Raw genomic sequence first — 25,421 nt, forward strand, 5'->3', positions numbered from 1 at the left:
GGGCACCCAGCTCCCGCCGTCCACCCCCTTTCAGAAACAGGAGAAACCGTGCCGGTCGACCCGCACATCGCCGCGATGCTCACCATGATGGAGGAGGCCGGGCTGCCCCCCATGTACGAGGGCAGCCCCGAAGCCGGACGGGCGCTGTACCTCCAGCTCACCCACGGCGCCCGCACCCCCGAGCAGCTGGTCCCCGTGGCCGGTACCGAGGACCGCACCGTGCCCGGCGCCACGGGCGACCTGAAGGCCCGCGTCCACCGGCCGGCGGGTGAGGGCCCCTTCCCGACCGTCGTCTTCTTCCACGGCGGCGGCTGGGTGATCGGCGACCTCGACACCCACGACAACATGGCCCGGCACATCTGCCGGGGCAGCCGCGCGGTCGTCATCGCGATCGACTACCGGCTCGCCCCCGAGCACCCCTTCCCCGCCGCGGCCGAGGACGCGGTCGCCGCCGCGCGCTGGGTCGCCGGTTCCCTGGGCGAGCTGGGCGGGGACCAGCGCCTGGCGCTCGCCGGCGACAGCGCGGGTGGCAACCTGGCCGCGGTCGTCGCCCAGGTGCTGCGGGACGATGGCACCCCGCTGGCCGGGCAGCTCCTCATCTACCCCGCGGTCGACGCCGAGGGCGACTACCCGTCGCGCGTGGAGAACGCCAAGGGGTACTTCCTCGAGAAGGACACGATGGACTGGTTCTACGGGCACTACGCCGGGGCCTGGGACGACGCGAAGGATCCGCGGCTGTCGCCGCTGCACGGCTCGGACCTCTCCGGGTTGCCGCCGGCGGTCGTCGTGACAGCGGAGTACGACCCGCTGCGCGACGAGGGCGAGGCCTACGGCGAGGCGCTGCGGGCCGCGGGCGTCGAGGCCCACGTCCAGCGGTACGACGGCCTGATCCACGGGTTCTTCGACATGGGGACCATCTCCCCCGCTGCCCAGCGCGCGATCGAGGAGAGCTGCGAGCGGTTCGGCCGGCTGCTCCACCGCTGACCGGCACCGGGGGGCGGGCAGGGCGCGCCCGCCTCCCGGTGTGCGGGAGCCCGGGCGAGGACGACGAGCCCCGGCGTCCTGGTGGACTCGGCGGTCCCCCTCCGTCGACGCGTGCCCGGAGCGGTGCTGCCCGGCGGCCCCCCATAACTGGGGGTCCGAAGACCCCACGCACGCGTGTGCCGCGCCACCCCTCGGGGACGCGATGCTCCTCCGGTCACGGGCCGCCGGCCCGGCGCCGCGGTCACGCTGCCCTCGGCCGGCCCGGTGTCCATCCCGATCGCCGCCCCGCCGGCGACCGTGACCGTCAAGGACGCCGCCGGCACCACGGCCGTCCTGCCGGTGACCGTCCTGGGCGGGGCTGCGCCCCCGGGCGGCTCCTCCGGCGGCGGGACCGCGCCCGACGCCGGCACCCCGCCCGGCCAACCGACCGGCGTCGTGGCCACGGTGGAGGACGGGCAGACCACGGTGACCTGGGTCGCCCCCACCGACCTCGGCGACACACCGCTCATCCGCTACCTGGTCACCGCCGTCGACCCGGCCGGCACCGTCTTCCGGGCGACCGCCGCACCCGATGCCACCTCTGCGGTGGTGACCGACCTGCTCAACGGGGAGCGGTACACGGTGCGCGTGCGGGCGGTGAACGAGGCCGGGGCGGGAATGCCGTCCACGCCGGTGTGGGTCGTCCCGGCGGCGCCCTGAGCCGCCGCCGACCGGTCGGCCACCGCTCGGGCGAGCCCGCCCCGACGGCCTGATGGCGACGAACCGAGCGCCCGGCACCGGTTGGTGCCGGGCCCTCGATGCCGTGCGGTCACCGACCACCACGCGGTCGCGGGGCATCACCACGGGCGCTGCACACCCGGCGGCGATGCTGGTGACCTGTGCCGTCAGGCCGTCAGGTCCGACGACGGCCGCTGAGGCGGCTGAGCAGCCGCTTGAGCAGGTTCGCCTTGATGAGCCCGGAGACGAGTCCCATGCCGGTTCCTCCTTCGGGGGGGGGGGGGTGGTGGAAGTCGTCTCCCTACCCAGGGAACACGGACCCCATGTCCGGAGGGGTGGAACGCCGTGCAGCGGTCGCCCGGAAGCGCCGCGCAGGCGACGGCTCCGGGCGTGCGGTCAGCCGGTCCGCTCGATGATGCCGGGGGCGTCGGGGATGCGGCTCGGCCGTGCCTCCGGGGGTCGCGGCCGGTCCTGCGGATGCAGTCGGACGGCGATCAGCGCGACGTCGTCGTCGACCGCTGCCGGGAGCATCCGGGTCAGCAGCTCGTCGCAGAGCACGTCGAGGTCCTGCCCGGCCAGATCGCCCAGAGCGTCGGTCAGCCGCTCGAACCCGGCGTCGAGGTCGGCGTCGCGCCGCTCGACCAGCCCGTCGGTGTACAGCACGAGGACGGCGCCCCTGTCGAGTTCCACCTCGTGCTCCGACCGGCGGGCGGAGTCGTCGACCCCCAGCAGCAGGTCCGCCCGCGGAGCGGTCAGCGGCCGGACGGTGCCGTCCGCGCCCACCACGACCGGCGGTGGGTGACCGGCGTTGGACCAGCGGATGGTGGTGGCTCCTCGACGGGCCTGCTCGTCGGTCTGCTCGAGGCGGAGGACGACGGCGGTGGCGTTCGTCCGGGTCCGCAGGACCGCCATCGCCTCGTCCACGCGGGTGAGGATCTCCGCCGGCCCGGCATCGGTGGTGACCGCGATCGCCCGCAGCATCGAGCGGACCTGGCCCATCGCGGCGGCCGCCTCGGTGTTGTGCCCGAGCACGTCGCCGATGGTCACGATGGTCGCGCCGCCCGGTTGGCGGAACGCGTCGTACCAGTCGCCGCCGACCTTCGCCGCCTCGGCCGCGGGCGTGTACCGCACCACGATCTGCACGTGGTCGGGCTGGACGGGTGCGGTGAGCAGCGACCGCTGCAGCCCCTCGGACAGCTGGCGCTGCTGGCGGTAGAGCCGCGCGGTGTCCAGAGCGAGCCCGGCGCGGGCGGCGATGTCGGCGGCGATCTGCCGGTCGGCGGCGGCGATCGGCGCACGCGCCGGGCCGCTGAACAGCGTGAGCACGCCGACGGTCCTACCCCGGCCCCGCAGCGGGAAGACGGCGAAGGACTCCGGCGCCAGCCGCTCCAGGTACCGGTGCACCGGCCCGGGCTCGAACACCTCCCGGAGACGTTCGGTGCCCTCGGCGCTGACGGTGACGACCCGGCCGGTGACCAGCGCCTGCCGGAGGTACGACGTCTCACGCAGCGCGCCGATGCGCTCGTGCGCATAACCCTTCACGACGGGGCGGAGCTCCGGTCGGGCGTGCCACCAGCCGACGTCGCGCACGGCACGCCAGCTACCGGCCTGGTCGTCGTCGACGAGGCTGACCAGGCACCAGTCGGCCAGCGACGGGACGACCAGCTGGGCCAGGCGGCCGACTGCCTGCTCGGCGTCCAGCGTGCCGTTGAGCTCGCGGGTGACGTCGCCCAGCAGCTCGCTGCGCTGTTGGGCGCGCACCCGCTCGCTGATGTCCACGAAGTAGAGCGCCAACCCGCCGTGCTCGGGGTTGGCACGGACCTCGACCCAGGTGTCGAGCGGCTCGGGGTAGTACGCGTCGAACGCGACCACGTGGCCCGTGGCGACCGCCCGCCGGTAGCTGTCCTCGAACTCGCTGCCGACGGTGGCCGGGAACGCCTCCCAGAAGATCCGCCCGACGAGATCCGCCCGCCGGTAGCCGGAGACCCGCTCCGCCTCGGAATTGACGTACGTGACCCGCCAGTCGGCGTCCATCGCCAGGTAGCCCACGGCCATCGACTCCAAGGCCTGCGCGGCCAGCTCCAGCGACCCCCGCTGCGCGGTGGTGTCGTGCACGACGCCGATCAGCCGTCCGGTCAGCCCCCCCTTTCCACCGACCACCTCGCCGCGGGCCGCGACCCAGCGGGGCGCCCCGCCGGGGACGACGATCCGGTACTCGGCCTCGTAGGTCCCCCCGGTCTCGATGGCTCGCCGCACCCGGGCGACGACGTCCGCAACGTCGTCGGGGTGCACGTGCGCGTAGACGTCCTCGGGCCGGCCGCTGAACCCGGCCCGGTCCATCCCCGACAGCTCCAGCAGGCGGTCGTCGACGTCGAGGTCACCGGTGGCCAGGCCCAACTCGAAGGTGCCGACCTGCCCGGCCTCGAGCGCGAGCAGCCAGCGGGACCTGTCGATGGCGTGCTGGGCGAGCAGCCGCTGGGCCTGACCGGTCGCGCTCCGTGCCACCGCGGCGGCATCCACCGAGCGCCGTCGCGCACCCCGCAGCTGGAACTCGGAGCTGCACGCATCGGCCAGGTCGGTGAGCACGGCCAGGTCCCGGTCCGACCAGGTGCGCGGCCGGCTGTCGATGGCGCACAGCGACCCGACCACGGCGCCGTCGACGTCGGTGAGCGGCACGCCGGCGTAGGCGATCACCGACAGGTCGGGGATGGCCAGGTTGTCGCGAACCAGCGGGTGCGTGCGCGCGTCGGTGATGACCAGCGGCTCCGCCGACCGCACCACGTGCTGGCAGAAGGAGTGGCTCAGCGGCGTGCGGCGGGTGGACTGCCAGGGCTCGGGCAGGCCGAGGGCACCCGGGAACACCTGCTCCTCGGCCGACACCAGGGTCACCAGCGCGACCGGCACGTCCAGCTGCCAGCGGACGAGGCGGGCGAAACGCTCGAACGCAGGATCGGAGTCCGCCGGCAGCGGCGTCCCGGAGGGCAGCGATCCAGTCAGATGTCCTCCCGGAGCAGGGGCACGTGACCGACGACGTCCCGATGGGCCAGCCCCGCGATGCTACTGCTCGTCCCCGTCCTGGTCCGCTGCCCGGACGTCCGCCCATCGCCGGCGGCGGTTCCCGCGGTGCGGCTCCGCCGACCATGGGCGATGTGGAAGCCTCGCGATGTGGAAGCCTCGCTGGGGAGCATTCCACCGCACCCCCTGGACGGGCACCTGCGCGCCCTCGGCATCAGCACGGTCGTGATCGCCGGCTGCAACTACCCCAACTGCCCCCGCGCGACGGTGTACGGGGCCAGCGAACGGGACTACCGGACGCTGATCGCCGAGGACGCGATCCCCGGCCTGAACCGGATGCACCTGGCGGAGGCCGCCCGGATGGGGGTGCTGCACGCGCCTAGCACCGAGATGCTCCGGTGGCTGACGCCAGGGTGACCCGGGGGCCGGTCGCAGCGGAACATGGTGGAAACGTCGGGCTCCTAGGTTCCGGCGGGTGTCCCACCCCATGCTGCAGCCCGGGAGCGGTCGGATCCCGGCACCGACGTACCTGCCCTCCATGCCCGAACACGTGCTGTGGGGACGGCTGCCGTGCGAGAAGGACCCACCGGTCCTCACCGTCGACCCCGGCACCGAGATCACCGTCGACACGGTCAGCCACGAGGGCATCCTGGAGGACCAGGGCCGGGACCCGGCTGCGTTCTTCGCCCGCCACGGTGCGACCGGGGTGCTCGAGGACGCCGTCGCCCTGGCGCACAGCGACCACCCGCACCGGTTCGGGGTCGACGGGCCGCACGTGGTCAGTCGGCCGATCGCCGTCGACGGTGCGCGCGTCGGTGACCTGCTGGCGATCACGGTCCTCGATGCCACGCCACGGGTGCCGTACGGCGTCATCTCCAACCGGCACGGCCGGGGCGCCCTGCCGGGCGAGTACCCCCTCGACGGCGAGCCCCTCTACAGCGCCTTCGCCACCGTCAGCGACGACGCGGCGCACGGCCGGCTGCCGCTGACCGAGGGCGGCGAGCCGGCGGTGCGGTTCCCCCTCGCTCCGTTCCTCGGCATCATGGGCGTCGCCGTGCCGGGCGGCGAGCGACCGCACTCGGTGCCACCCGGTCGCCACGGCGGCAACATCGACATCTCCCTGCTGACGGCGGGGAGCACGCTGTACCTGCCGGTCCAGGTCGACGGGGCACTGGCCTACGTCGGCGATCCGCACTTCGCCCAGGGCGACGGCGAGGTGAGCCTGACCGCGATGGAGGGCAGCCTGCGCGCGACGCTCCGGCTCGACGTGGTCGCCCACGAGGACGCGGTGCGGCGGTTCGGCGAGCTGGCCGCCCCGCTCGCCGAGACGACCGAGCTCCTGGTCCCCACGGGCATGGACGAGGACCTCGACCGCGCCGTCCAGAACTGCGTCCGTGCCGCGATCGCCCTGCTGGAGGCCCGGTTCGGCATGGACCCGCGCCTGGCCTACGCCTACCTCTCCGCGGCCACCGACTTCCGCATCAGCCAGGTGGTCGACGTCGTGAAGGGCGTGCACGCCAGCATCCGGAAGGCGGACTTCGCGTGACCGGCCCCGAGCCCGTCCCGTCCGGGCTGCTCGAGGCGTTCGACGCGTACGAGGCCGCGCTCATGGCCGACGACGTCGCGGCCCTCGACCAGCTCTTCGCCCCGGGCCCCGGCACGCTGCGCGCCGACGCCGACGGCGTCCTCGTCGGGCACGGGGAGATCGCCGCGTTCCGCCGCGGCCGCGGCGGGGCGCCGGGGCGCACCGTCGTCCGGGTCCACGTGCAGGTGATCGACGACGACCACGCGCTCGTCCTGGCGGTCACCGAGCTCGCCCGCGGCGGGCGGGGGGCGCAGACCCAGCTCTGGGCCCGGTCGGCCGGCGTCCCGGAGCACGGCGGCTGGCAGGTGACCGCGGCGCACGTCGCTGTTCCGCCGCCGGTCCTCGACACCCGGATCTGGCGGGTGGTCGGCGATCCGCTCGTCCCGCCGGCGGGCGACGGGCCGCTGACGGGCCAGACCCTCGCGGTCAAGGACCTGTACGCGGTGGCCGGTCACCCGCTCGGCGCCGGCAACCCGGCCCGGCTGACGCAGGCCCGGCCCGAGCCGCGGCACGCGGACACCGTCGACCGGCTGCTGCGCGCCGGTGCCTCGGTCCGCGGCATCGCCCGCACCGACGAGTTCGCGTACTCGCTGGCCGGGGTCAACCCCCACTACGGCACGCCACCGAACCCCGCGGCACCGGGCCGCCTCCCCGGCGGCTCCTCCAGCGGGAGCGCCAGCGCGGTCGCCCTCGGCCACGCCACCGTCGGCCTGGGCACCGACACCGGCGGATCGATCCGCGTCCCTGCGGCCTACCAGGGGCTGTACGGCATCCGCACCACCCACGGCGCCGTCGACCGGACCGGTCTGCTCCCGCTCGCCCCGGACTTCGACACGGTGGGCTGGCTCAGCCGGACGGCGGACGTGCTCCGCGCGGTCGGCGACGTGCTGCTGCCACCCGGGTCGCCCGGGGGCAGCGATCAGCTCGTGTTCGTGCCCGGGCTGGTCGACCTCGCCGGCCCCGAGGTCCGCGACACCGTGCTGGCCTGGGTCGGGACGGCCGGCGCGACCAGGCTCGACCGGTCGCTCGACGACCTCGACGAGTGGCGCGCCGCGTTCCAGACCTGGCAGGCGTCGCAGGCCTGGCGCTCGCACGAGAGGTGGCTCGACGGGAACCTCGACGCGCTGGGGAACGACGTCCGGTCCCGGTTCGAGGTCGCCGCGGCCGTCGACGCGGGCACCGCCGGCCGGGCCCGCGCGGTGCTCGACGAGGCCCGCGGAGTCGTGCGGGAGCTGGTCGGCGACCGGGTGCTCGTGCTGCCCAGCGCGCCCTCGGTGGCGCCGCCGGTGTCGACCCGCGCCACGCTCGAGGAGCGCAACGCCACCATGCGGCTCACCTGCCTGGCGGGGCTGGCCGGCCTGCCGGCCGTCAGCGTCCCCACCCGGACCCCCGACGGGCTCCCCGTCGGCGTCTGCCTCGTGGCCGGCGCCGGGCGCGACCGCGACCTGCTCGACCTGGCCGTCGAGTACACACAACGCTGAAACGGACGCAACGCCCCTGAAACCGGTGTTTCCTACGTTCGCTGGGTGCGCATCGCCGAGTTCGACACGCTCGCGGCCGAGGAGGCCGCGGCGCTGGTACGGCGCTGCGCCGACATCCCCTCGTTCGCGACGGGCGTCACCGACGGGCGGCCCTACGGCTCCGTCGGTGCCCTGCTGACCGCGGCCTGCGAGCAGGCCGGCACCTGGACCGACGCGGAGGTGCAGGCGGCGCTGGCCGACCACCCCCGCATCGGCGAGCGGCCGGCCGGGCACGGTGCCGGGCTGTCGGACCGCGAGCAGGCCGGGGTCGACCCGGCCGACGCCGAGCTGCAGCGGCGCCTCGCCGACGGCAACCGGCGCTACGAGGAGCGGTTCGGCCACATCTACCTGGTCCGCGCCGCCGGGCGCACCGGAGCGCAGCTGCTGGAGCTGCTGGAACAGCGCCTGACCAACGACCCGGGCACCGAGCGCGCGGTGACCCGTGAGCAGCTGACCGAGATCGCGCTGCTCCGCCTGGAAGGGCTGGTGACCCCCTGAGCACCTTCAGCGCGCACGTCCTCGACGCCGCGCTCGGCCGTCCGGCGGCCGGGATGGACGTCGTTCTCACCCTGGCCGACGGCAGCGTCCACCCGGGCGGCACCGACGACGACGGGCGCGCCCGGGTGGACGCCGACCTGCCGGCGGGCCTGCACACCGTGCGGTTCGGGACCGGCGCCTGGTTCGCCGCGCAGCAGCGCGCCACCTTCTACCCGTCGGTGACGGTCACCTTCGCGATGGTCGACGGCGAGCACCACCACGTGGCGCTGCTGCTCAGCCCCTTCTCGTACACCACCTACCGGGGGTCCTGATGAGCAGCTCCGACCGCCCCGCCCCGTACGTGCTCGGCGCGCACCAGTACGGCAAGGCGGAGTGCCGCCTCGTCCGCATCGAGCGCGCCACGCCGGTCCACGGCATCGCCGACCTCACCGTCACCACCCAGCTGCGCGGCGACTTCGACGCGGCCTACACCCACGGCGACAACGCGCACGTGCACGCCACCGACACCCAGAGGAACAGCGTGTACGCGCTCGCCAAGGAGCACGGCGTCCACTCCCCCGAGGCCTTCCTGCTCGTCCTGGCCGACCATTGGCGCGCGCAGCCCTGGGTGACCGGTACGCAGCTGACCGCCCAGCAGCACGCCTGGGACCGCATCGGCGCGGGCACGCCCGGCGCCGGCCACTCCTTCGCCCGCCGCGGGGCGGAGATCCGCACCGCGGTCGTGCAGACCGACGGGAGCGACACCTTCGTCCTGGGCGGGCTCGCCGGCCTGACCGTCCTCAAGAGCACCGGCAGCGAGTTCGCCGGCTTCCCGCGCGACCGGTTCACCACGCTGGCCGAGACCGACGACCGGATCCTGGCGACCAGCGTCACGGCCTGGTGGCGGTACACGGTGCCGGCGCCGGACTGGGACGCCGCCCACGCCGCGATCCGCGCCGCGCTGGTGGACGCCTTCGCGGCGACGCACAGCCTGGCGCTGCAGCAGACCATCCACGCCATGGGCACCGCAGCCCTGGACGCCGTCCCCGAGCTGGCCGAGATCCGGATCAGCTGCCCGAACAAGCACCACGTCGAGGTCGACCTGACGCCGTTCGGGCTGGCCAACGGGGGCGAGGTGTTCGTCGCAGCCGACCGGCCCTACGGGCTGATCCAGGCCACCCTGCAGCGCGCCGGCGTCCCCGCGGAGCCCCGCGCCTGGGCCGCCGTGCCGGCGTTCGCATGAGCGCCGCCCTGACCGTCACCGCCGTCGTACGCGCGCGCCGGGCCCTGATCGGGAGCACCCTCCGGCCGGCCACGCTGCGCATCACCGACGGGAGGATCACGGCGATCGAGCCCTACGACGCCCCGGGACCGGGGCTCGACGTGCCCGACACGGCGTACCTCCTCCCGGGCGTGGTGGACACCCACGTGCACGTCAACGAGCCGGGTCGCACGCACTGGGAGGGCTTCGCGACGGCGACCCTGGCCGCCGCGCTCGGCGGGGTCACGGCGCTGGTCGACATGCCGCTCAACTCCGTCCCGCCGACCACCACCGTCGGGCACCTGCACCGCAAGCAGGACGCGGCGCGCGGCCGGCTCGCCGTCGACGTCGGCTTCTGGGGCGGCGCGGTGCCGGGCAACGAGCGCGACCTCGAGCCGCTGTGGGCGGCGGGCGTGTTCGGCTTCAAGTGCTTCCTCTCCCCCAGCGGCGTCGACGAGTTCCCACCCCTGGACCCCGCCGCCTTCGGCCGCGCGCTCCGGACCGTCGCCGGCTTCGGCGGCCTCGTGGTCGTGCACGCCGAGGACGCCGGCGTCCTGGCGGCGGCGCCGGCGCGGCCGAGCCGGGCCTACGCGGACTTCCTGCTCAGCCGGCCGGACGAGGCCGAGACCCGCGCCGTCCGGCAGGTGCTCGACGGCGCCCGGGAGACCGGCGCCCGCGTGCACGTGCTGCACCTGTCCAGCGCGCGGGCGCTGCCGCTGATCCAGGCCGCCAAGGACGAGGGACTGCCCGTCACGGTCGAGACCTGCCCGCACTACCTCGCCTTCACCGCCGAGCAGATCCCCGATGCCGCGGCCCAGTTCAAGTGCTGCCCGCCGATCCGCGACGCGGGCAACCGCGACGAGCTGTGGTCGGCCCTGGCCGAGGGCGTCATCGACTGCGTGGTGAGCGACCACTCCCCCGCGACGGCCGAGGAGAAGGCGAAGGGGGGCGGGGACCTGCAGCAGGCCTGGGGCGGCGTCTCCGGTCTGCAGGTCGGCTTCTCCGCGGTCGCGGCCGAGGCCGCCCGGCGCGGCATCGACGTGGCCGCGGTGAGCCGGTGGATGTCCCGGAACACCGCCGATCTGGTCGGCCTGGACCGCAAGGGCCGGATCGCCGTGGGCGCCGACGCCGACCTGGTCGTCTACGACACCGCCCAGGACACCGCCGTCGCCGCCGAGCGGCTGGCCCACCGCAACCCCATCTCGGCCTACGACGGGCTGACCTTCCCCGGCCGCGTCACCCGCACGCTCGTGCGCGGTCGCGCCGTCGACCCCGGCCTGCCCGACCACGGGTGGGGCGAGCAGCTGAGGAGGAGCGCCTGATGGGAACCACCGCCGACCTCGACGTGCCGCCCCGGCTGCTCATGGGCCCCGGGCCGATCACCCTCGACCCGCGGGTGCTGCGCGCGATGTCCGCGCAGCTCGTGGGGCAGTTCGACCCGTTCATGACCGCGGCGATGAACGAGACGATGGCCCTCTACCGGGAGGTGTTCCGCACCGCCAACGAGCAGACCTTCCTCGTCGACGGCACCTCCCGGGCGGGCATCGAGGCCGCACTGGTCTCCCTGCTCGAGCCCGGCGACCGGGTGCTGGTGCCGGTCTTCGGGCGCTTCGGGGCGCTGCTCCGGGAGATCGCCGAGCGGTGCGGCGCCGAGGTGCACGTCATCGAGGTGCCCTGGGGCCGGGTGTTCGCGCCCGAGGAGATCGAGGCGGCGGTCGTCCGGGTCCGCCCCAAGCTCCTCGCGCTGGTCCAGGGCGACACCTCCACCACGATGTGCCAGCCGCTCGCCGACATCGGCGAGATCTGCCGCCGGCACGACGTGCTGCTCTACTGCGACGCGACCGCCTCGCTCGGGGGCAACCCCTTCGAGGCCGACGCGTGGGGCATCGACGTCGCGACCGCGGGCCTGCAGAAGTGCCTCGGCGGACCGCCGGGGAGCGCGCCGATCACCCTCTCCCCGCGGGCGGTCGAGCTGATCACCGCCCGCACCCACGTCGAGGCGGGCATCCGCGACGACGGCGACAGCGACCGTGGCGCGCGGATCGCCTCGAACTACTTCGACCTCGCACAGGTGATGGCGTACTGGGGGCCGCGCCGGCTCAACCACCACACCGAGGCCAGCTCGATGCTCTACGCCGCCCGCGAGTGCGCCCGGTTGCTGGTCACCGAGGGTGTCGACGCCGCGATCACCCGGCACGCGCTGCACGGCCGGGCGATGCTCGCCGGCGTCCGCGGGCTGGGTCTGCAGGTCTTCGGCGACCCGGAGCACCGGATGAGCAACGTCGTCGCGGTGCACATCCCCGACGGCGTGCCCGGGGACGGCGTCCGCACCGCCCTCCTGGAGGACTTCGGCATCGAGATCGGCACCTCGTTCGGTCCGCTGCACGGCAGGGTCTGGCGGATCGGCACCATGGGCTACAACGCCCGCCGGGACACCGTGCTGACCACGCTCGCCGCCCTCGAGCAGGTGCTCCGCGGCTGCGGCGCGCCCGTTCCGGCCGGCGGCGGCGTCGGTGCCGCGCGCGAGGTGTACGCGGCATGACCACCGCTGCCCACGTGCTGGCGCGCTGCGCCGAGCTGGACCGCATCTCCGCGAGCCCGCACCACCTCGAGCGGGTGCACCTGACCGCCGAGCACGCGGCCGCCAACCGGCTGGTGGCCGGCTGGCTGGCGGCGGCCGGCCTCACCCCGTGGCAGGACGCCGCCGGGAACCAGTGGGGCCGCCGCGAGGGCACCTCCCCCGGACTGCCGGCGCTGGTGCTCGGCTCGCACCTGGACACCGTTCCGGACGCCGGGAGCTACGACGGGATGCTCGGCGTCGCCATGGCCGTCGCGGTGGCCCAGCGGCTGCGCGGCACGGACCTGCCGTTCGCCCTGGAGGTCGTGGGCTTCGGCGACGAGGAGGGCGCCCGGTTCGGCAAGGCGCTGCTCGGCAGCCAGGCGGTCGCCGGCACCTGGGACCCCGCGTGGTGGGACCTGCGTGACGCCGACGGCGTGACCCTGCGCGAGGCGTTCCACGGCTTCGGGCTGGACCCGGCGCGCGTGGCCGAGGCCGCCCGCCGGCCGGAGGAGCTGGTCGGTTACCTCGAGGCGCACATCGAGCAGGGGCCCTTCCTGGAGGCCGCCGACCGCTCCCTGGGCTACGTCACCACCATCGCCGGCGCCCGGCGCTTCCGGCTCTCCGTGCTCGGCGAGGCGCGGCACGCCGGCGGCACCCCGTACGAGCGGCGCCGGGACGCGCTGGTCGGCGCGTCGGAGGCGGTCGTCGCCGTGGAGCGGCTGGCCCGCGTCGGCGGCTGCATCGCCACCGTCGGCCGGCTCGAGGTGCGGCCGGGTGCGGTCAACGTCGTCCCCGGCCGAGCCGACCTCACCCTCGACCTGCGCGCAGCGACCGACGAGGAGCGGGACCGGATGTGGGAGGTGCTGCGGGCCGAGATCGGGGCGATCTGCGCGCGCCGGCGGCTCACCCTGGAGGTCGTCGAGACCCACCGCGCCCCCGCCGCGCCCTGCGCCCCGTGGCTGCAGCAGGCGGTGGTGGACGGCATCCGGACCACCGACGACGCCGGCTCCGCCGATCCCGTGGGCCTGTGGAGCCCCGCCGGCCACGACGCGATGGCCGTCGCCGCCGTCGCCGACATCGGCATGCTCTTCCTCCGCTGCGCCGACGGCATCAGCCACTCCCCCGACGAGGACGTCCGGGAGGTCGACGTCGCCCGTGGCCTCGACGCGTTCGAGGCCACGGTGCTGCGCGTCGCGGCCGTCGTGGGGGCACGGGCGTGACGGAGCTGCGGATCGACGAGCGGATCGCCCGCCACCACCCGGAGCTGACGTCCCAGGAGCGGCGGGCCGCCGAGGCCCTGCTCGAGCACCTGGACGACCTCGCCATCTACCGCGCCTCCGAGCTCGCCGCGCTCGCGGGCGTGTCCAAGGCGACGATGAGCCGGTTGTTCCGCTCGCTGGGCTTCACCGGTTTCGACGAGGTCCGCGACCACCTCCGCGCCCTGCGCGGCACCGGCGAGCCACGGCGGACCGAGGGCCCGCCCGATCTGGCCGCCCACGCCGAGCAGGAGGCGGCGGCCGTCGCCGACGCGGTGCTGCAGCCGGGGGTCGCCGACGCTGCGGCGGTGCTCGCCGGCGCCCGCTCGGTGCTCGTCGTCGGCTGGCGGAACAGCCACCCGGTCGCGTTGCACCTGCGCGAGCAGCTGGTGCAGGCCCGGCCCCGGGTGGCCCTTGCTCCCCTGCCCGGGCAGGTGCTCGGCGAGGAGCTGGCCGACCTGGGCAGCGGCGACGCGGTCGTGGCCGTGGGGTTCCGCCGCCGGCCGGCCGGCTTCGCCGCGTTCATGGCCGCGGCCGCGGCGACCGGCGCGGACGTGGTCCTCCTGGGCGACCCGACCGCGGCCGGCCACTCCGGCTCCGCCCGGGTGTGGCTGCCGTGCCCGGTCCAGGGACCGCTGGCCTTCGACTCCTACGCCGCCGCGATGAGCCTGGTCGGTGTCCTGGCCGACGGCGTGCTCTCCCGCGCGGGTCGCGCCGGGCAGGACCGGATCTCCGCGATCAGCGCCGCCTACTCACGACTCGCGGAGGTGGAGTGATGGACCTCGCCTGGGTGGAGGCCTACCGGAGGGCCGAGGACCGCGGCGCCCTGACCGTGCGGCCCGGCGAGCGCCTGCTGGCCGGGGGCACCTGGCTGTTCTCCGAGCCGCAGCCGGAGGTGACCGGCCTGGTGGACCTCACCGCCATGGGCTGGGCGCCGTGGGAGCTGCTCCCCGACGGCGGTCTGCGGCTGGCCGCGACCTGCACGGTCGAGCAGGCCCGGCGGGCGCCGTGGCCCTCGCCGGCCCTCGCGGAGCTCTGCGCCGACGCGCTGCTGATGTCGTTCAAGGTGCAGTCCGCCGCCACCGTCGGCGGCAACGTGTGCCTCGGTCTCCCGGCCGGTGCGATGATCTCCCTGACCGCGGCCCTCGCGGGCGAGGCGGTGATCTGGCCCCCCGGCGGCGGCGAGCGGCGGGCGCCCGTCGCGGCGTTCGTGCGGGGCGCGGGCGTCGTGGACCTGGGGCCCGGCGAGGTGCTCCGCGCCGTCGAGCTCCCCGGTTCCGCGCTCCGCGCACGCACCGCGTTCCGGCGGGCGTCGCTGACGGCGCACGGCCGCAGCGCCGCGCTGGTCATCGGCCGGCGGGAGCCCGGCGCCGTCGTCCTCACGGTGACGGCATCGGTGCCGCGGCCGGTGGTCCTCGTACTCCCGCCCGCGTCGCCCGCGCACGCGGTGCGCCGGGCGGTGGCCGAGGCCGGTGCCGAGGTCGGCTGGTACGCCGATCCGCACGGCGCGGCCGACTGGCGGGCGGCGCAGACCGGGCTGCTCGCCACCGAGGTGCACGCCGAGCTGTCGGAGGTGGCGGCGTGAATCTGGACGGGACCGAGGTGCCCGGGTCCCCGGCCCCGGGTCAGTGCCTGCGCAGCTGGATCCGCGAGTGCGGCGGAACGGCGGTCAAGAAGGGCTGCGACGCCGGTGACTGCGGCGCGTGCACCGTGCTGCTCGACGGGGCGCCGGTGCACTCGTGCATCACCCCGGCGGCCCGGGCGGCCGACCGGGCGGTCACCACGGCGGCCGGGCTGGGCACGCCGGAGGACCTCTCCCCCGTGCAGCGCAGGTTCGTCGAGGCGGCCGCCTTCCAGTGCGGGTTCTGCACCCCGGGCTGGGTGGTGACGGCGACGGCGCTGGCCGACGAGGACGGAACGGTGCGCGTTCCCGAGCCGGAGCGGAGCTTCAAGGGCAACCTGTGCCGCTGCACCGGTTACCGGTCCATCCGCGACGCGCTCGAGGGCCGGGCCAACGTGACGACGGAGGGCGGCTTCGGCTGCTCCGTCGCCGCGCCCGCCGGGCCGCGGGTGGTCACCGGGCAGGAGCCCTACACCCTCGACCTGCCCGACGCCGGGGTCCTGCACGTGAAGCTGGTGCGCGCGGAGGCGGCGCACGCGCGCGTCCTCGCGATCGACACCGCCCGCGCCGAGGCGGTCCCCGGCGTCGTGCTGGTGCTCACCCCCCGGGACGCCCCGGACGTCCTCTACTCGACCGCCCGGCACGAGAGCCGGCTCGACGATCCCGACGACACCCGGCTGCTCGACGACGTGGTCCGCTTCCGCGGCCAGCGGGTCGCCGCCGTGGTGGCGGTCTCGGCCGCCGTCGCCGAACGCGCCGCCGCGCTGGTCGAGGTCCGCTACGAGCTGCTGCCGGCGGTGTTCGACCCCGAGGACGCGCGTGCCCCGGGCGCCCCGCTGCTCCACGGCGACAAGGACCCGGCCGTCTCCCGGATCGCCGAGCCGTCCCGCAACGTCGTGGCCCGCACGCACGGGGAGGTCGGCGACGTCGCCGCCGGGCTCCGCGACGCCGTGCACACCGTCCGCGGCACCTGGACCAGCGGCCGGGTGGCCCACGCCGCCCTGGAGACGCACGGCGCCCGGGCCTGGGTCGACGACGACGGCGCGCTCGTGGTGCGGACGAGCACGCAGGTGCCGTTCCTGGTCCGCGACGAGCTGGCCCGCGTGCTCGGTCGCGACCCGGCCGCGGTGCGCGTGGTCGCGGCCCGGGTCGGCGGCGGGTTCGGCGGCAAGCAGGAGCTGCTGGTCGAGGACGTCGTCGCGCTGGCCGCGCTCCGGCTCGCCGACCGGGGGGACCGCCGGCCGGTGCAGCTCGAGATGACCCGCGAGGAGCAGTTCACCGCGATTCCGCTGCGCCACCCGATGCGGGTGTCGGTGGAGCTGGGTGCCGACGGGGACGGCCGGCTGACCGCGATGCGGGTCGGGGTGCTCAGCGACACCGGCGCGTACGGCAACCACGGCCCCGGGGTGATGTTCCACGGCGTGCACGAGTCGGTGGCCGTGTACCGCTGCCCGAGCAAGCGGGTGGACGCCGAGGCCGTCTACACCAACAACCCACCGAGCGGCGCCTTCCGCGGGTACGGGCTGGGCCAGGTGGTGTTCGCCATCGAGTCCGCCCTCGACGAACTGGCCCGGCGGATCGGCATCTCCGCCTTCGACCTGCGCCGCCGCAACGTGGTGGTCCCCGGCGATCCGCTGGTCGTCAACGGGCCGCCGTCGACCGATCTCGAGTACGGCAGCTACGGCCTGGACCAGTGCCTGGACCTGGCCGAGGAGTCGCTCGCCGCGACCCGCACCGGCGACCGCCCCGGCGACGGGTGGCTCCTCGGTGAGGGGATGGCGCTGGCGATGATCGCGACCATCCCACCGCGTGGCCACCACTCGCACGCCCGGGTCACCCTCGACGCCGAGGGCACCGCCACCGTCGAGGTCGGCACGGCCGAGTTCGGCAACGGCACCGCGACCGTGCACGCGCAGCTGGTCGCCGACACCCTCGGCATCGCTCCCGGGCGGGTCCGCCTGATCACCTCCGACACCGCCACCTCCGGCTACGACTCCGGCGCGTTCGGCTCCACCGGCTCCGTCGTCGCGGGCCTGGCCGTGCAGCGCGCGGCCGAGGAGGTCCGCCGGCGGCTGGACGCCCTGGGCGGGCCGGGCGCCCTCCGGGCGGTCGAGGGGCCGCTGGCGGCGACCGGTGCCAGCGACGGCACCCGGCGCTCGGTGGCGTTCAACGTCCACGCCGTCCGCGTGGCGGTGCACCCGGCGAGCGGCGAGGTGCGGCTCCTGGACTCGGTGCAGGCCGTGGACGCCGGCGTCGTGATCAACCCCGAGCAGCTGCGCGGGCAGGTCGAGGGCGGCGTGGCCCAGGCCGTCGGCTCGGCGCTGCAGGAGGAGGTCGTCGTGGTCGGCGGCGAGGTGCTCACCCGGGGCTTCCGCTCCTACCGCACCCCGCAGATCGGTGACGTCCCGGCCACGCGGGTGTTGTTCGCCGGCACCTACGACGCCCTGGGCCCCCGCGGCGCGAAGTCGATGAGCGAGGCCCCCTACAACCCGGTCGCACCGGCGATCGCGAACGCGGTGCGCGACGCCCTCGGTGTCCGCCCCCACGACCTGCCGATGAGCAGGGACCGCATCTGGCGCCTGGCCCGAGGAGGAGCACCATGACGTCCGCCGTCGACGAGAGGTGGCTGCAGCAGGCCGTCGACCTGGCCACCGCGAACGTGGCCGCCGGCGGCGGCCCGTTCGGAGCGGTCGTCGTCCGCGGGGACGCGGTCGTCTCGACCGGCGTCAACCGGGTGACCCGCGACCTCGACCCCACCGCGCACGCGGAGGTCACCGCCATCCGGGGGGCGTGCCGGGACCTCGGCACCTTCGCGCTGGGCGGCTGCACCCTGTACACCTCCTGCGAGCCCTGCCCCATGTGCGCCGCGTCGGCGCTGTGGGCGCGGTTGGACCGGGTGGTCTTCGCCGCCAACCGCCACGACGCGGCGGACGGCGGCTTCGACGACCGGGCGTTCTACGACCTGCTCGCCTCGGCCCCGCCCGCCTGGCCCACCCCGGTCCAGGAGCTGCGCCTGGGCTCCGCCGTCGCACCGTTCGACGCCTGGCGCGGCAACCCGCTGCGCGTCGACTACTGAGGGCCCTCCGGACCGGCAGTGCGACCGGCGTCACCCCGGACGACGGCGGTACGCCCGTTCCGGCCTGGAACGGACGTTTCCTTTACCGGCGCGAAACGCGGCTTCACCTGCGCCGAAACCCGCCGCTCCTAGCGTCCAGCAGCAGACGACGGCGGGCCGGACCACGGCCCCGCCGTCGAGCCGGACAGCCCTCTCGCGAGCAGGAGACGCCCATGAACACCCGCGCCGTGCGCACCGCCGCAGCGGTCACCACCGCCGTCCTCGCCCTCTCGGCGTGCGGTGGGAGCGACGAGACCGACGCCGCCGCCGAGGGCGGCGACCTCGGCGCGCTCACGCTCCAGCTGTCCTGGATCAAGAACGCCGAGTTCGCCGGCGAGTACTTCGCCGACGCCAACGGCCACTACACCGAGGCCGGGTTCTCCGACGTCACGATGGACCCCGGCCCCGGCCCCATCGAGACCCTCGTGGCCAGCGGTGAGGCCGACTTCGGGCTCAGCAACGCCGTGGCCACCGCGCAGGTGGTCGCGGAGGAGGACGCGCCCCTCAAGATCGTCGGCACCAAGTTCCAGAAGAACCCGTTCACGATCCTGTCGCTGGCCGACGGCGGGAACATCGCGACGCCGGAGGACCTGGTCGGAAAGCGGATCGGCGTCCAGGCGGGCGGCAACGAGACGCTGTTCGACGCCCTCCTCGAGGTGAACGGCATCGATCCGGGCCAGGTCGAGAAGGTGCCGGTCGAGTACGACCCCGCGCCGCTGATCGACGGTGAGGTCGACGGCTTCCTGGCCTACCTCACGAACGAGTCGATCACCGTGCAGGACGCCGGCTACGAGGTCACCAACCTGCCCTTCGCCGACAACGGGCTGCCGTTCGTCGCGGAGAGCATCATCACCACCGAGGAGATGATCGCCGACGAGCCCGAGAAGGTGAAGGCCTTCCTCGAGGCCGAGATCCGCGGCTGGCAGGACTACCTCCGCGACCCGGAGGAGGGCGCCCGCCTCGCGGTCGAGGAGTACGGCGCCGACCTCGGCCTCGACATGGCCAAGGAGATCGAGCAGGCGGAGGTCCAGAGCACGCTGATCGTCACGCCCGACGTCGAGAGCAACGGACTGCTGACCATCACCGACGAGCTGATCGATCAGAACCTGGCCACCCTGGCCGCCGCCGGTATCGACCTCACCGACGCCGGGGACCTCTTCGACCTCTCGCTGCTCGACGAGCTGCTGGCGGAGAAGCCCGAGCTGGTCGAAGTCCCCAGCGCCGCCTGAACGCCGTGGCCCTCCTGTCATCGCACCGGAAGCCCGCCCGAACCCGGCCGGGCACTCCCGCAGCCGCCCGGCCCGCCGCTCCGCGGCGGGCCGGGGGGACCGGGATCCACCTGCAGGACCTGACCAAGACCTTCGGCACCGGCCGCAAGGAGGTGCAGGCGCTCACCGCCGCCACCCTGCACAGCGACCAGGGCAGCTTCGTGTCCCTCCTGGGCCCCTCGGGGTGCGGCAAGTCGACGATCCTGCGGATCCTCGCGGGGCTGGAGCAGCCGACGAGCGGCACCGCGCTGGTCGACGGCATGACGCCGCTGGAGCTGCGCCGGGAGCACGCCCTCGGCATCGCCTTCCAGGACCCGGCGCTGCTGCCGTGGCGGTCGGTCGAGGCCAACGTCCGGCTGCCCTTCGAGGTCTCCGGAGCCCGGCCCGACGCCGCGCTGGTGCGGGAGCTGATCGACCTCGTCGGGCTCTCCGGGTTCGAGAAGGCCAAGCCGGCCCAGCTGTCCGGCGGCATGCGCCAGCGGGTCTCGATCGCCCGCGCCCTGGTCGTGCAGCCGTCGGTGCTGCTGCTGGACGAGCCGTTCGGGGCGCTGGACGACATGACGCGGCAGCGGCTCAACGTCGAGCTGCTGCGGATCTGGACCGAGCAGCCCGCGACCACGCTCATGGTCACCCACGGCATCTCCGAGGCGATCTTCCTGTCCGACCAGGTCGCCGTCATGAGCCCTCGCCCGGGCCGGATCAAGGAGGTGATCGAGGTGGACCTGCCACGCCCGCGACAGCCCGAGATGATGCGGACGCCGGAGTTCCACGCGCTGCACGACCACGCCTCGGAGCTGCTCTTCGGCGGCGACGCGGGAGGCGGGGAGTGATCACCGTGCCGATCCGCGCCGCGCTGCGGTCCGCCGGTCCGGGCGCCCTGGCTCTCCTCGGCGTGGTGGCCGTCTGGTGGCTGCTCCAGCTCACCGTGCTCGCCGGCGCCCGGATCCCCTCCCCCGCGGAGGTCGTGCGGGCGGCGATCGACCGGGGATGGGGCTTCCACGCCACCCACTTCGGCATCACGCTCGAGGAGGCCGCGGTGGGCTTCGGCTACGGAACCGTCGCGGCCGTCGCGCTCGCCGCCCTCACGCTCCTCGTGCCGGCCCTGGAGCGGCTGGTCATGCAGATCGCCGTCATCACCTACTGCGTGCCCCTGGTCGCGATCGCACCCGTGCTCTTCATCGTCATCGGCAACCCCGGCGAGGGGGAACGGGCCGGTACCGCCACGGCCCTGGCCGCCCTGTCGGTGTTCTTCACCACCGTCGTCGGCACCGTGCTCGGGCTGCGCTCGGCGGACCCGGCCACCCTCGAGGTCGTCCGCGTCTTCGGCGGTGGCGCCGTCCGGCAGCTCACCAAGGTGCGCCTGGTCGCCGCGCTGCCGTCGGTGCTGGCCGCCCTCCGCGTGGCCGCGCCGCTGGCCTTCCTCGGCGCGATCCTCGGCGAGTACGTCGGCGGTGTCCAGCGCGGCGTGGCCGTCACCCTCAAGATCGCCCAGCAGAACGTCGACGTGGCGGGGGCGTGGGCCATCGGGCTCGGCTGCGCGCTCGTGGCGGGCTGCTTCTACGCGCTGTTCGCCGTCCTGGCCCGGTTCGCGGCCCCGTGGTCCCGGGGCGCCGCATGAGCGCGGACCTGCTCCTGACCGACCGGCCCGCCGCAGGCGCGCCGGCGCCCCGGGGACGCCACCCGCTGCTGTTCGCGGCGCTGCGGACGGTGGGCACCATGGGCCTGGTCCTCGTCGTTGTCGTCGCGCTCTGGGCGGCGGCGCTGTGGGTCTTCGACGTCTCGCCCTACGTCGGCAAGGGCCCGCTGGACGTCGTCGACATCCTCGTCGTCGACGAGGACGCCCCCGCGCTGCGGGCCGAGATCGCCGGGCTGCTCGGGCGGACCCTGCTCGACGCCGGCGTCGGCTTCGCCGCCGGCATGCTGGTCGCGATGCTGCTGGCCGCCGTGGTGGTCCGCTTCCGCACCGCGGAGAGCGCCGTGATGCCCGTGGCGCTGGTGCTGCAGACGGTGCCGCTGATCGCCCTCGCGCCGATGCTGATCCTGCTGGTGGGACGCGGCTATCCGACCGTGGCCCTGATGAGCACCATCGTGGTGCTCTTCCCGGCGCTGGTGACCATCGTGGTCGGGCTGCGCTCGGTCAGCCCGCAGATGCGCGACCTGGTGGTGGTCTACGGCGGCTCGCCCATGACGGTCCTGCGCACGGTCGCTCTCCCGTCCGCGCTGCCGGCGCTGTTCGCCTCGGTCCGCATCGCCGTCCCGGGCTCCATGACCGGCGCCCTGCTGGCGGAGTGGCTGGCCACCGGCAAAGGCATCGGCTACGCGGTGGTGTCGGCCGCCGCACGGTCCCAGATCGGCAAGGTCTGGGCCCTGGTCGTGGTGATCACGGTGGTGTCGCTGCTGCTCTACCTGCTCGCCCAGCTGGTCGAGGCCGCCGTGCTCAGCCGCTTCGGGCAGGCCGACCGCGCATGACCACCGCGCACCGCCCGCCGCCGGGCTATCCGGCGCACTCCCGCCCCGTTCCGCACGACCCCGCCGTCGACGCGATGGTGGCCGCACTGCCCAAGGTGAGCCTGCACTGCCACCTGATCGGCACGGTCGCGCCGCAGACCGTCCTCGACCTCGCGGCGAAGCACGGCGTGCCGCGCGAGCGCGGGGCCGACGACCTCTACGACTCCGAGAGCTACGCGGACCTCGGCGAGTTCCTCCGCGTGCTCGACGTGGTGGGCTCGGTGATCCGCGACGTCGACGACTTCCACCGGGTCACCTACGAGTCGCTGACCGCCGGGGGCGCCGACCACGGCGTCCTCTACCGGGAGATCCAGCTCAGCCCCCCGGGCCACCCGGGCGTGCCGTACCGGCGGATCCTCGAGGGCGTCGTCGCCGGGCTGCGCGACGCGCGCACCGACACCGGCATCGACGCGCGGCTGGTCGTCGGGATCAACCGTGAGCGCAGCGGCGCCGAGGCGGTCGAGCTCGTCGAGCAGGTGATCGAGCACCGCATCGACGAGGTGGCCGGGATCGGCCTGGACTACGCCGAGGTCAACGGGCCGCCCGGGCGGTTCGTCGAGGCGTTCCGGCTCGCCGGGCGGGCGGGGCTCGGTCGCACGGCGCACTCCGAGTCGGGCCCGCCCGCGCACGTGCGCACGCTGCTCGACGAGCTCGGCTGCAGCCGCGTCGACCACGGTTACCACGTCGTCGACGACCCGGAGCTCACCGCCCGCTGCGTCGCCGAGCGGATCCCGTTCACCTGCACGCCGGTGAGCTCCGACATCGGTCGCTACTCCGGCAGCGGTGACGGCACGCACGCCCGGATCGGGCAGATGGTCGACGCCGGGCTGTGCGTGACCATCGACTCCGACGACCCGCCCATGTTCGGGACCGACCCCACCCACGACCTCCGGGTGCTCGCCCACGCGCTGGGCTACCGCCGCGACCAGCTGGCCGCCTTCACCGCCGAGGCCGTCGAGGCCTGCTGGCTCGACGAGACGGGCAAGGCGGCGCTGCGCCGGCGCACCCGGGCGCTGGTGGCCGCCACCCCCGACGCCCCTCCCCCGACCTCCACCACCGATCCGATCGAGGAGCCCCTCCGATGACCGACTTCGCCGTGCCCGTCGTGGACATCTCCGCCTACGTCGACCCGGACGGCAGCCCGGAGGCGCGGCGGGCGGCGGCGCGGGCCTTCGACGAGGCCGCCGCCACCGTCGGCTTCGTCCAGGTGCTCGGCCACGGCGTCCCGACGGCGGTCACCGGCGCCTTCGCCGACGCGCTCGACTCGTTCTTCGACCTGCCCCTGGAGGCGAAGAAGGTCTACCGGACGCCGCCGGAGATCAACCGCGGCTACAGCCCGCCCAAGACCGAGTCGCTGAGCCTGAGCCTGGGGCTGGCGCCGTCGAACCGGATGCACGACTTCTTCGAGGCGTTCAACGTCGGTGCCGCCCACACCGACTACCCCGGGGTGGAGCTCCCCGCGACGGACTACCCCGAGAACGTCTGGCCCGAGGAGGCCGGCGGCTTCCGCGAGGCGGTGTCGGCGTACTTCGACGAGGCGGGCCGGGTGGCGCGCACGCTGACGACGCTGTTCGCCGACGCCCTCGGGCTGCCGGCCGGGTTCTTCGAGCGGTACACCGACCACAGCCTCGACGTCCTGAGGATGAACAACTACGCCCTGCCCCCGGGCGAGGTGGCCCTCGACGGTGACCTCACCGGGATGGGCGAGCACACCGACTACGGCATCGTCACCGTGCTGTGGGCCGACCAGGTCCGGGGGCTGCAGGTGCTGGGCCGCGACGGCGGCTGGCACGACGTCATGCCCGCCGATGGCGCGCTGCTGATCAACCTCGGCGACCTCATGGCCCGGTGGACCAACGAGCGGTGGATGTCGACCCTGCACCGGGTCAAGCCGCCCATCGTGGCCGGTCGGATCGAGCGCCGGCGGTCCGCGGCGTTCTTCCACGACGGGAACATCGACGCCGTCATCGAGACACTGCCCACCTGCGTGGGGGCCGACGGCACGTCGGCGTACCCGCCGATCACGGTCGGCGGCCACATCCGGGCGAAGCTCGCCGGCTCGCGGGCCGGCGTCGCCAACACCGAGGCCGAGCGCGAGGCCGCACGGGTCCTGGCGGCGCGGTCGGCGTGAGCAGGGGACCGGCGGGCCGGCCGGAGGTCGCCGGCCCGTCGTCCCGCCGGTGCGCTCAGCGCTGCACCAGCGGTGCGGTCTCCTCGGCGGACGCGCCGGCCGGCCGCGGGGTGGCCGGGAGCAGGAGGTCGAGCAACCGGTCGTCGAGGGCGGCGCCGTCGCCGGAGACGACCACCGTCGCGCTCCACTCCGACAGCCCCACGCCGCGGTACTTGCCGACCCGGACCGGTCCCTCCACCCGCAGGGTCGACCAGTCCGGATCCGCACCTGCGGCGGCGGCCATCACCCGGAGCTGGCCACGGAGTCCGGCGGTCACCCGGTCCCGGTCGTCGAACGGCAGGGCGGCTGCGGCGCGGTACATCACGGCGCCATGGGTGCCCGATCCGCGGCGGGCTACACGGCGCCGCTCGGAACGTGACCCGATCGTGGTACCCCGTCCGGCCCCCGCCGGGCCCTGGGCCGGGGGCGGTCATCCGGTGGACCGGCCCCGCGCGACCGCGAGGTGGTGCGCCGTGGCCTCGCCGAGGGAGACGGCGTCGACGGCCACCGTGACGATCGTGGCGCCCTCGGCGGCGTGACCGGCCGCGGCCTCGCCGCTGCGGGCGTGGACCCCCACGGGCACCCCGGCGGCCCGCGCCCGGCCGATGACGGACGACAGGACGTCGCGGAGCTCGGCCCGGTGGTGGTCCCCGGTCAGCTCCAGGGACAGCGCGAGATCGGCCGGGCCGACGTACACCCCGTCCAGGCCCTCCAGGGCGAGGACCGCGTCGAGATCGGCGAGCATGGACGCCGCCTCGACCATCACGATCACCAGCGGCTCGTCTGCACCGCCGGACAGCCGGCCGATGGACCGCCCGCCGGCCGGCGCGTACCGGCAGGCGGCGATGACCTCGCGGGCGTGGTCGGCGTCGCGGACGTTGGGCACGATGACGCCGCGGGCACCCAGGTCCAGCGGCCGGCCGATGTCGGGGAACAGCGGGCTCCGCGTGCGGACCAGCGGCACCGAGCCAGCGGCCGTGATCGCCGCCGCAACACCCGGCAGCCCGGCCTCGGTCGTGGCCCCGTGCTGCAGGTCGACGACGACGAAGTCGGCGCCGGTCCGCGCCAGCACCTCGCCGGTCACCGGTCCGGGCAGCATGTTCCACACGCCCTGGCACGGCTCCCCCTGCGCCCACCGCTGCCGCAGCTCCGCCTCGCTGATCGCCATCCGGACCACCCTCCACGACTCCGCACCCCGTCGGTGCGGCCAGGACGATCCTGCGCGGACGGTCCGGTGGGCGCGACCGCGGTCCGGTTCCAGCGGCCGCCTCGGGGCCGCCCGGTACGGCCATCCAGATCGCACCGCCCGAGCCGACCACGACGATCGGTGTCCCGACCGGGTCGAGACCGCCCGGACGGAACCT

At 75.1% G+C, this 25,421-nt stretch carries 24 protein-coding genes; 21 read left to right on the top strand and 3 right to left on the bottom strand.

What is annotated here, in order from left to right; all coding sequences use genetic code 11:
* Nucleotides 1-48 precede the first annotated feature (48 nt).
* Both ACI791_RS07335 and ACI791_RS07340 read left to right on the top strand, forming a co-directional pair.
* Entirely contained in the window at nt 49-984 is a 936-nt protein-coding gene (locus tag ACI791_RS07335) for an alpha/beta hydrolase (protein WP_456585452.1), read from the top strand.
* A 264-nt stretch (nt 985-1,248) separates the two neighbouring features.
* Entirely contained in the window at nt 1,249-1,683 is a 435-nt protein-coding gene (locus ACI791_RS07340) for a fibronectin type III domain-containing protein (RefSeq protein ID WP_456585453.1), read from the top strand.
* A gap of 414 nt (nt 1,684-2,097) precedes the next feature.
* Here the strand turns inward: ACI791_RS07340 and ACI791_RS07345 are convergent, their stop codons facing one another.
* Nucleotides 2,098-4,698, bottom strand: coding sequence for a SpoIIE family protein phosphatase (locus ACI791_RS07345; protein ID WP_456585666.1), 2,601 nt, complete (start codon nt 4,696-4,698; stop codon nt 2,098-2,100).
* A 168-nt stretch (nt 4,699-4,866) separates the two neighbouring features.
* Here ACI791_RS07345 and ACI791_RS07350 point away from each other — a divergent pair, with 168 nt between their 5' ends.
* The 19 genes from ACI791_RS07350 (at nt 4,867) to ACI791_RS07440 (ending at nt 24,018) form a co-directional block, all read left to right on the top strand.
* The gene (locus ACI791_RS07350; protein WP_456585454.1) at nt 4,867-5,133 is read left to right on the top strand and encodes an isochorismatase family protein; all 267 of its coding nucleotides are present in this window, start codon (nt 4,867-4,869) and stop codon (nt 5,131-5,133) included.
* Nucleotides 5,134-5,254: 121 nt separating this feature from the next.
* Nucleotides 5,255-6,262 (top strand): acetamidase/formamidase family protein, encoded by a 1,008-nt coding sequence (locus ACI791_RS07355; protein WP_456585455.1) that lies wholly within the window; start codon nt 5,255-5,257, stop codon nt 6,260-6,262.
* Nucleotides 6,259-7,782, top strand: coding sequence for an AtzH-like domain-containing protein (locus tag ACI791_RS07360; RefSeq protein ID WP_456585456.1), 1,524 nt, complete (start codon nt 6,259-6,261; stop codon nt 7,780-7,782). The genes ACI791_RS07355 and ACI791_RS07360 overlap by 4 nt, the downstream gene beginning before the upstream one ends.
* A 45-nt stretch (nt 7,783-7,827) precedes the next feature.
* Entirely contained in the window at nt 7,828-8,319 is a 492-nt protein-coding gene (gene uraD / locus ACI791_RS07365; RefSeq protein ID WP_456585457.1) for a 2-oxo-4-hydroxy-4-carboxy-5-ureidoimidazoline decarboxylase, read from the top strand.
* A complete protein-coding gene (uraH, locus tag ACI791_RS07370; protein ID WP_456585667.1) occupies nt 8,316-8,630 on the top strand; it encodes a hydroxyisourate hydrolase in 315 nt (104 codons plus the stop codon). The genes uraD and uraH overlap by 4 nt, the downstream gene beginning before the upstream one ends.
* Complete coding sequence (gene pucL / locus ACI791_RS07375) at nt 8,630-9,541, top strand: factor-independent urate hydroxylase (protein WP_456585458.1); 912 nt, start codon at nt 8,630-8,632, stop codon at nt 9,539-9,541. Before uraH ends, pucL begins: the two co-directional genes overlap by 1 nt.
* A complete protein-coding gene (gene allB, locus ACI791_RS07380; RefSeq protein ID WP_456585459.1) occupies nt 9,538-10,881 on the top strand; it encodes an allantoinase AllB in 1,344 nt (447 codons plus the stop codon). Before pucL ends, allB begins: the two co-directional genes overlap by 4 nt.
* Nucleotides 10,881-12,101: a pyridoxal-phosphate-dependent aminotransferase family protein gene (locus ACI791_RS07385; RefSeq protein ID WP_456585460.1), complete on the top strand. Its 1,221-nt coding sequence runs from the start codon at nt 10,881-10,883 to the stop codon at nt 12,099-12,101. Before allB ends, ACI791_RS07385 begins: the two co-directional genes overlap by 1 nt.
* Nucleotides 12,098-13,339 (top strand): allantoate amidohydrolase, encoded by a 1,242-nt coding sequence (locus ACI791_RS07390; protein ID WP_456585461.1) that lies wholly within the window; start codon nt 12,098-12,100, stop codon nt 13,337-13,339. The genes ACI791_RS07385 and ACI791_RS07390 overlap by 4 nt, the downstream gene beginning before the upstream one ends.
* Complete coding sequence (locus ACI791_RS07395; RefSeq protein ID WP_456585462.1) at nt 13,336-14,151, top strand: MurR/RpiR family transcriptional regulator; 816 nt, start codon at nt 13,336-13,338, stop codon at nt 14,149-14,151. Before ACI791_RS07390 ends, ACI791_RS07395 begins: the two co-directional genes overlap by 4 nt.
* The gene (locus tag ACI791_RS07400; protein ID WP_456585463.1) at nt 14,151-14,960 is read left to right on the top strand and encodes an FAD binding domain-containing protein; all 810 of its coding nucleotides are present in this window, start codon (nt 14,151-14,153) and stop codon (nt 14,958-14,960) included. The genes ACI791_RS07395 and ACI791_RS07400 overlap by 1 nt, the downstream gene beginning before the upstream one ends.
* A complete protein-coding gene (locus ACI791_RS07405) occupies nt 14,957-17,599 on the top strand; it encodes a molybdopterin-dependent oxidoreductase (protein WP_456585464.1) in 2,643 nt (880 codons plus the stop codon). The genes ACI791_RS07400 and ACI791_RS07405 overlap by 4 nt, the downstream gene beginning before the upstream one ends.
* Nucleotides 17,596-18,072: a nucleoside deaminase gene (locus tag ACI791_RS07410; RefSeq protein WP_456585465.1), complete on the top strand. Its 477-nt coding sequence runs from the start codon at nt 17,596-17,598 to the stop codon at nt 18,070-18,072. The genes ACI791_RS07405 and ACI791_RS07410 overlap by 4 nt, the downstream gene beginning before the upstream one ends.
* A 212-nt stretch (nt 18,073-18,284) precedes the next feature.
* Nucleotides 18,285-19,340 (top strand): ABC transporter substrate-binding protein, encoded by a 1,056-nt coding sequence (locus tag ACI791_RS07415; RefSeq protein WP_456585466.1) that lies wholly within the window; start codon nt 18,285-18,287, stop codon nt 19,338-19,340.
* Nucleotides 19,341-19,345: 5 nt separating this feature from the next.
* Entirely contained in the window at nt 19,346-20,209 is an 864-nt protein-coding gene (locus tag ACI791_RS07420; protein ID WP_456585467.1) for an ABC transporter ATP-binding protein, read from the top strand.
* Entirely contained in the window at nt 20,206-20,997 is a 792-nt protein-coding gene (locus ACI791_RS07425) for an ABC transporter permease (protein WP_456585468.1), read from the top strand. The genes ACI791_RS07420 and ACI791_RS07425 overlap by 4 nt, the downstream gene beginning before the upstream one ends.
* Nucleotides 20,994-21,848 carry an ABC transporter permease gene (locus ACI791_RS07430; RefSeq protein WP_456585469.1) on the top strand — a complete coding sequence of 285 codons (855 nt, stop codon included), beginning with the start codon at nt 20,994-20,996 and terminating at the stop codon, nt 21,846-21,848. Before ACI791_RS07425 ends, ACI791_RS07430 begins: the two co-directional genes overlap by 4 nt.
* On the top strand, nt 21,845-22,972 hold the full coding sequence (gene add, locus ACI791_RS07435; RefSeq protein ID WP_456585470.1) for an adenosine deaminase: 1,128 nt from the start codon (nt 21,845-21,847) through the stop codon (nt 22,970-22,972). The genes ACI791_RS07430 and add overlap by 4 nt, the downstream gene beginning before the upstream one ends.
* Entirely contained in the window at nt 22,969-24,018 is a 1,050-nt protein-coding gene (locus ACI791_RS07440) for an isopenicillin N synthase family dioxygenase (protein ID WP_456585471.1), read from the top strand. Before add ends, ACI791_RS07440 begins: the two co-directional genes overlap by 4 nt.
* 55 nt (nt 24,019-24,073) lie before the next feature.
* Here the strand turns inward: ACI791_RS07440 and ACI791_RS07445 are convergent, their stop codons facing one another.
* Both ACI791_RS07445 and ACI791_RS07450 read right to left on the bottom strand, forming a co-directional pair.
* Nucleotides 24,074-24,379, bottom strand: a complete 306-nt coding sequence (locus ACI791_RS07445) for a hypothetical protein (protein ID WP_347056950.1) — start codon at nt 24,377-24,379, stop codon at nt 24,074-24,076.
* 108 nt (nt 24,380-24,487) lie between these two features.
* Nucleotides 24,488-25,225 (bottom strand): HpcH/HpaI aldolase family protein, encoded by a 738-nt coding sequence (locus tag ACI791_RS07450; RefSeq protein WP_456585472.1) that lies wholly within the window; start codon nt 25,223-25,225, stop codon nt 24,488-24,490.
* Nucleotides 25,226-25,421: the final 196 nt, after the last annotated feature.

The sequence above is a fragment of the Blastococcus sp. SYSU DS0973 genome (genome assembly GCF_054051055.1).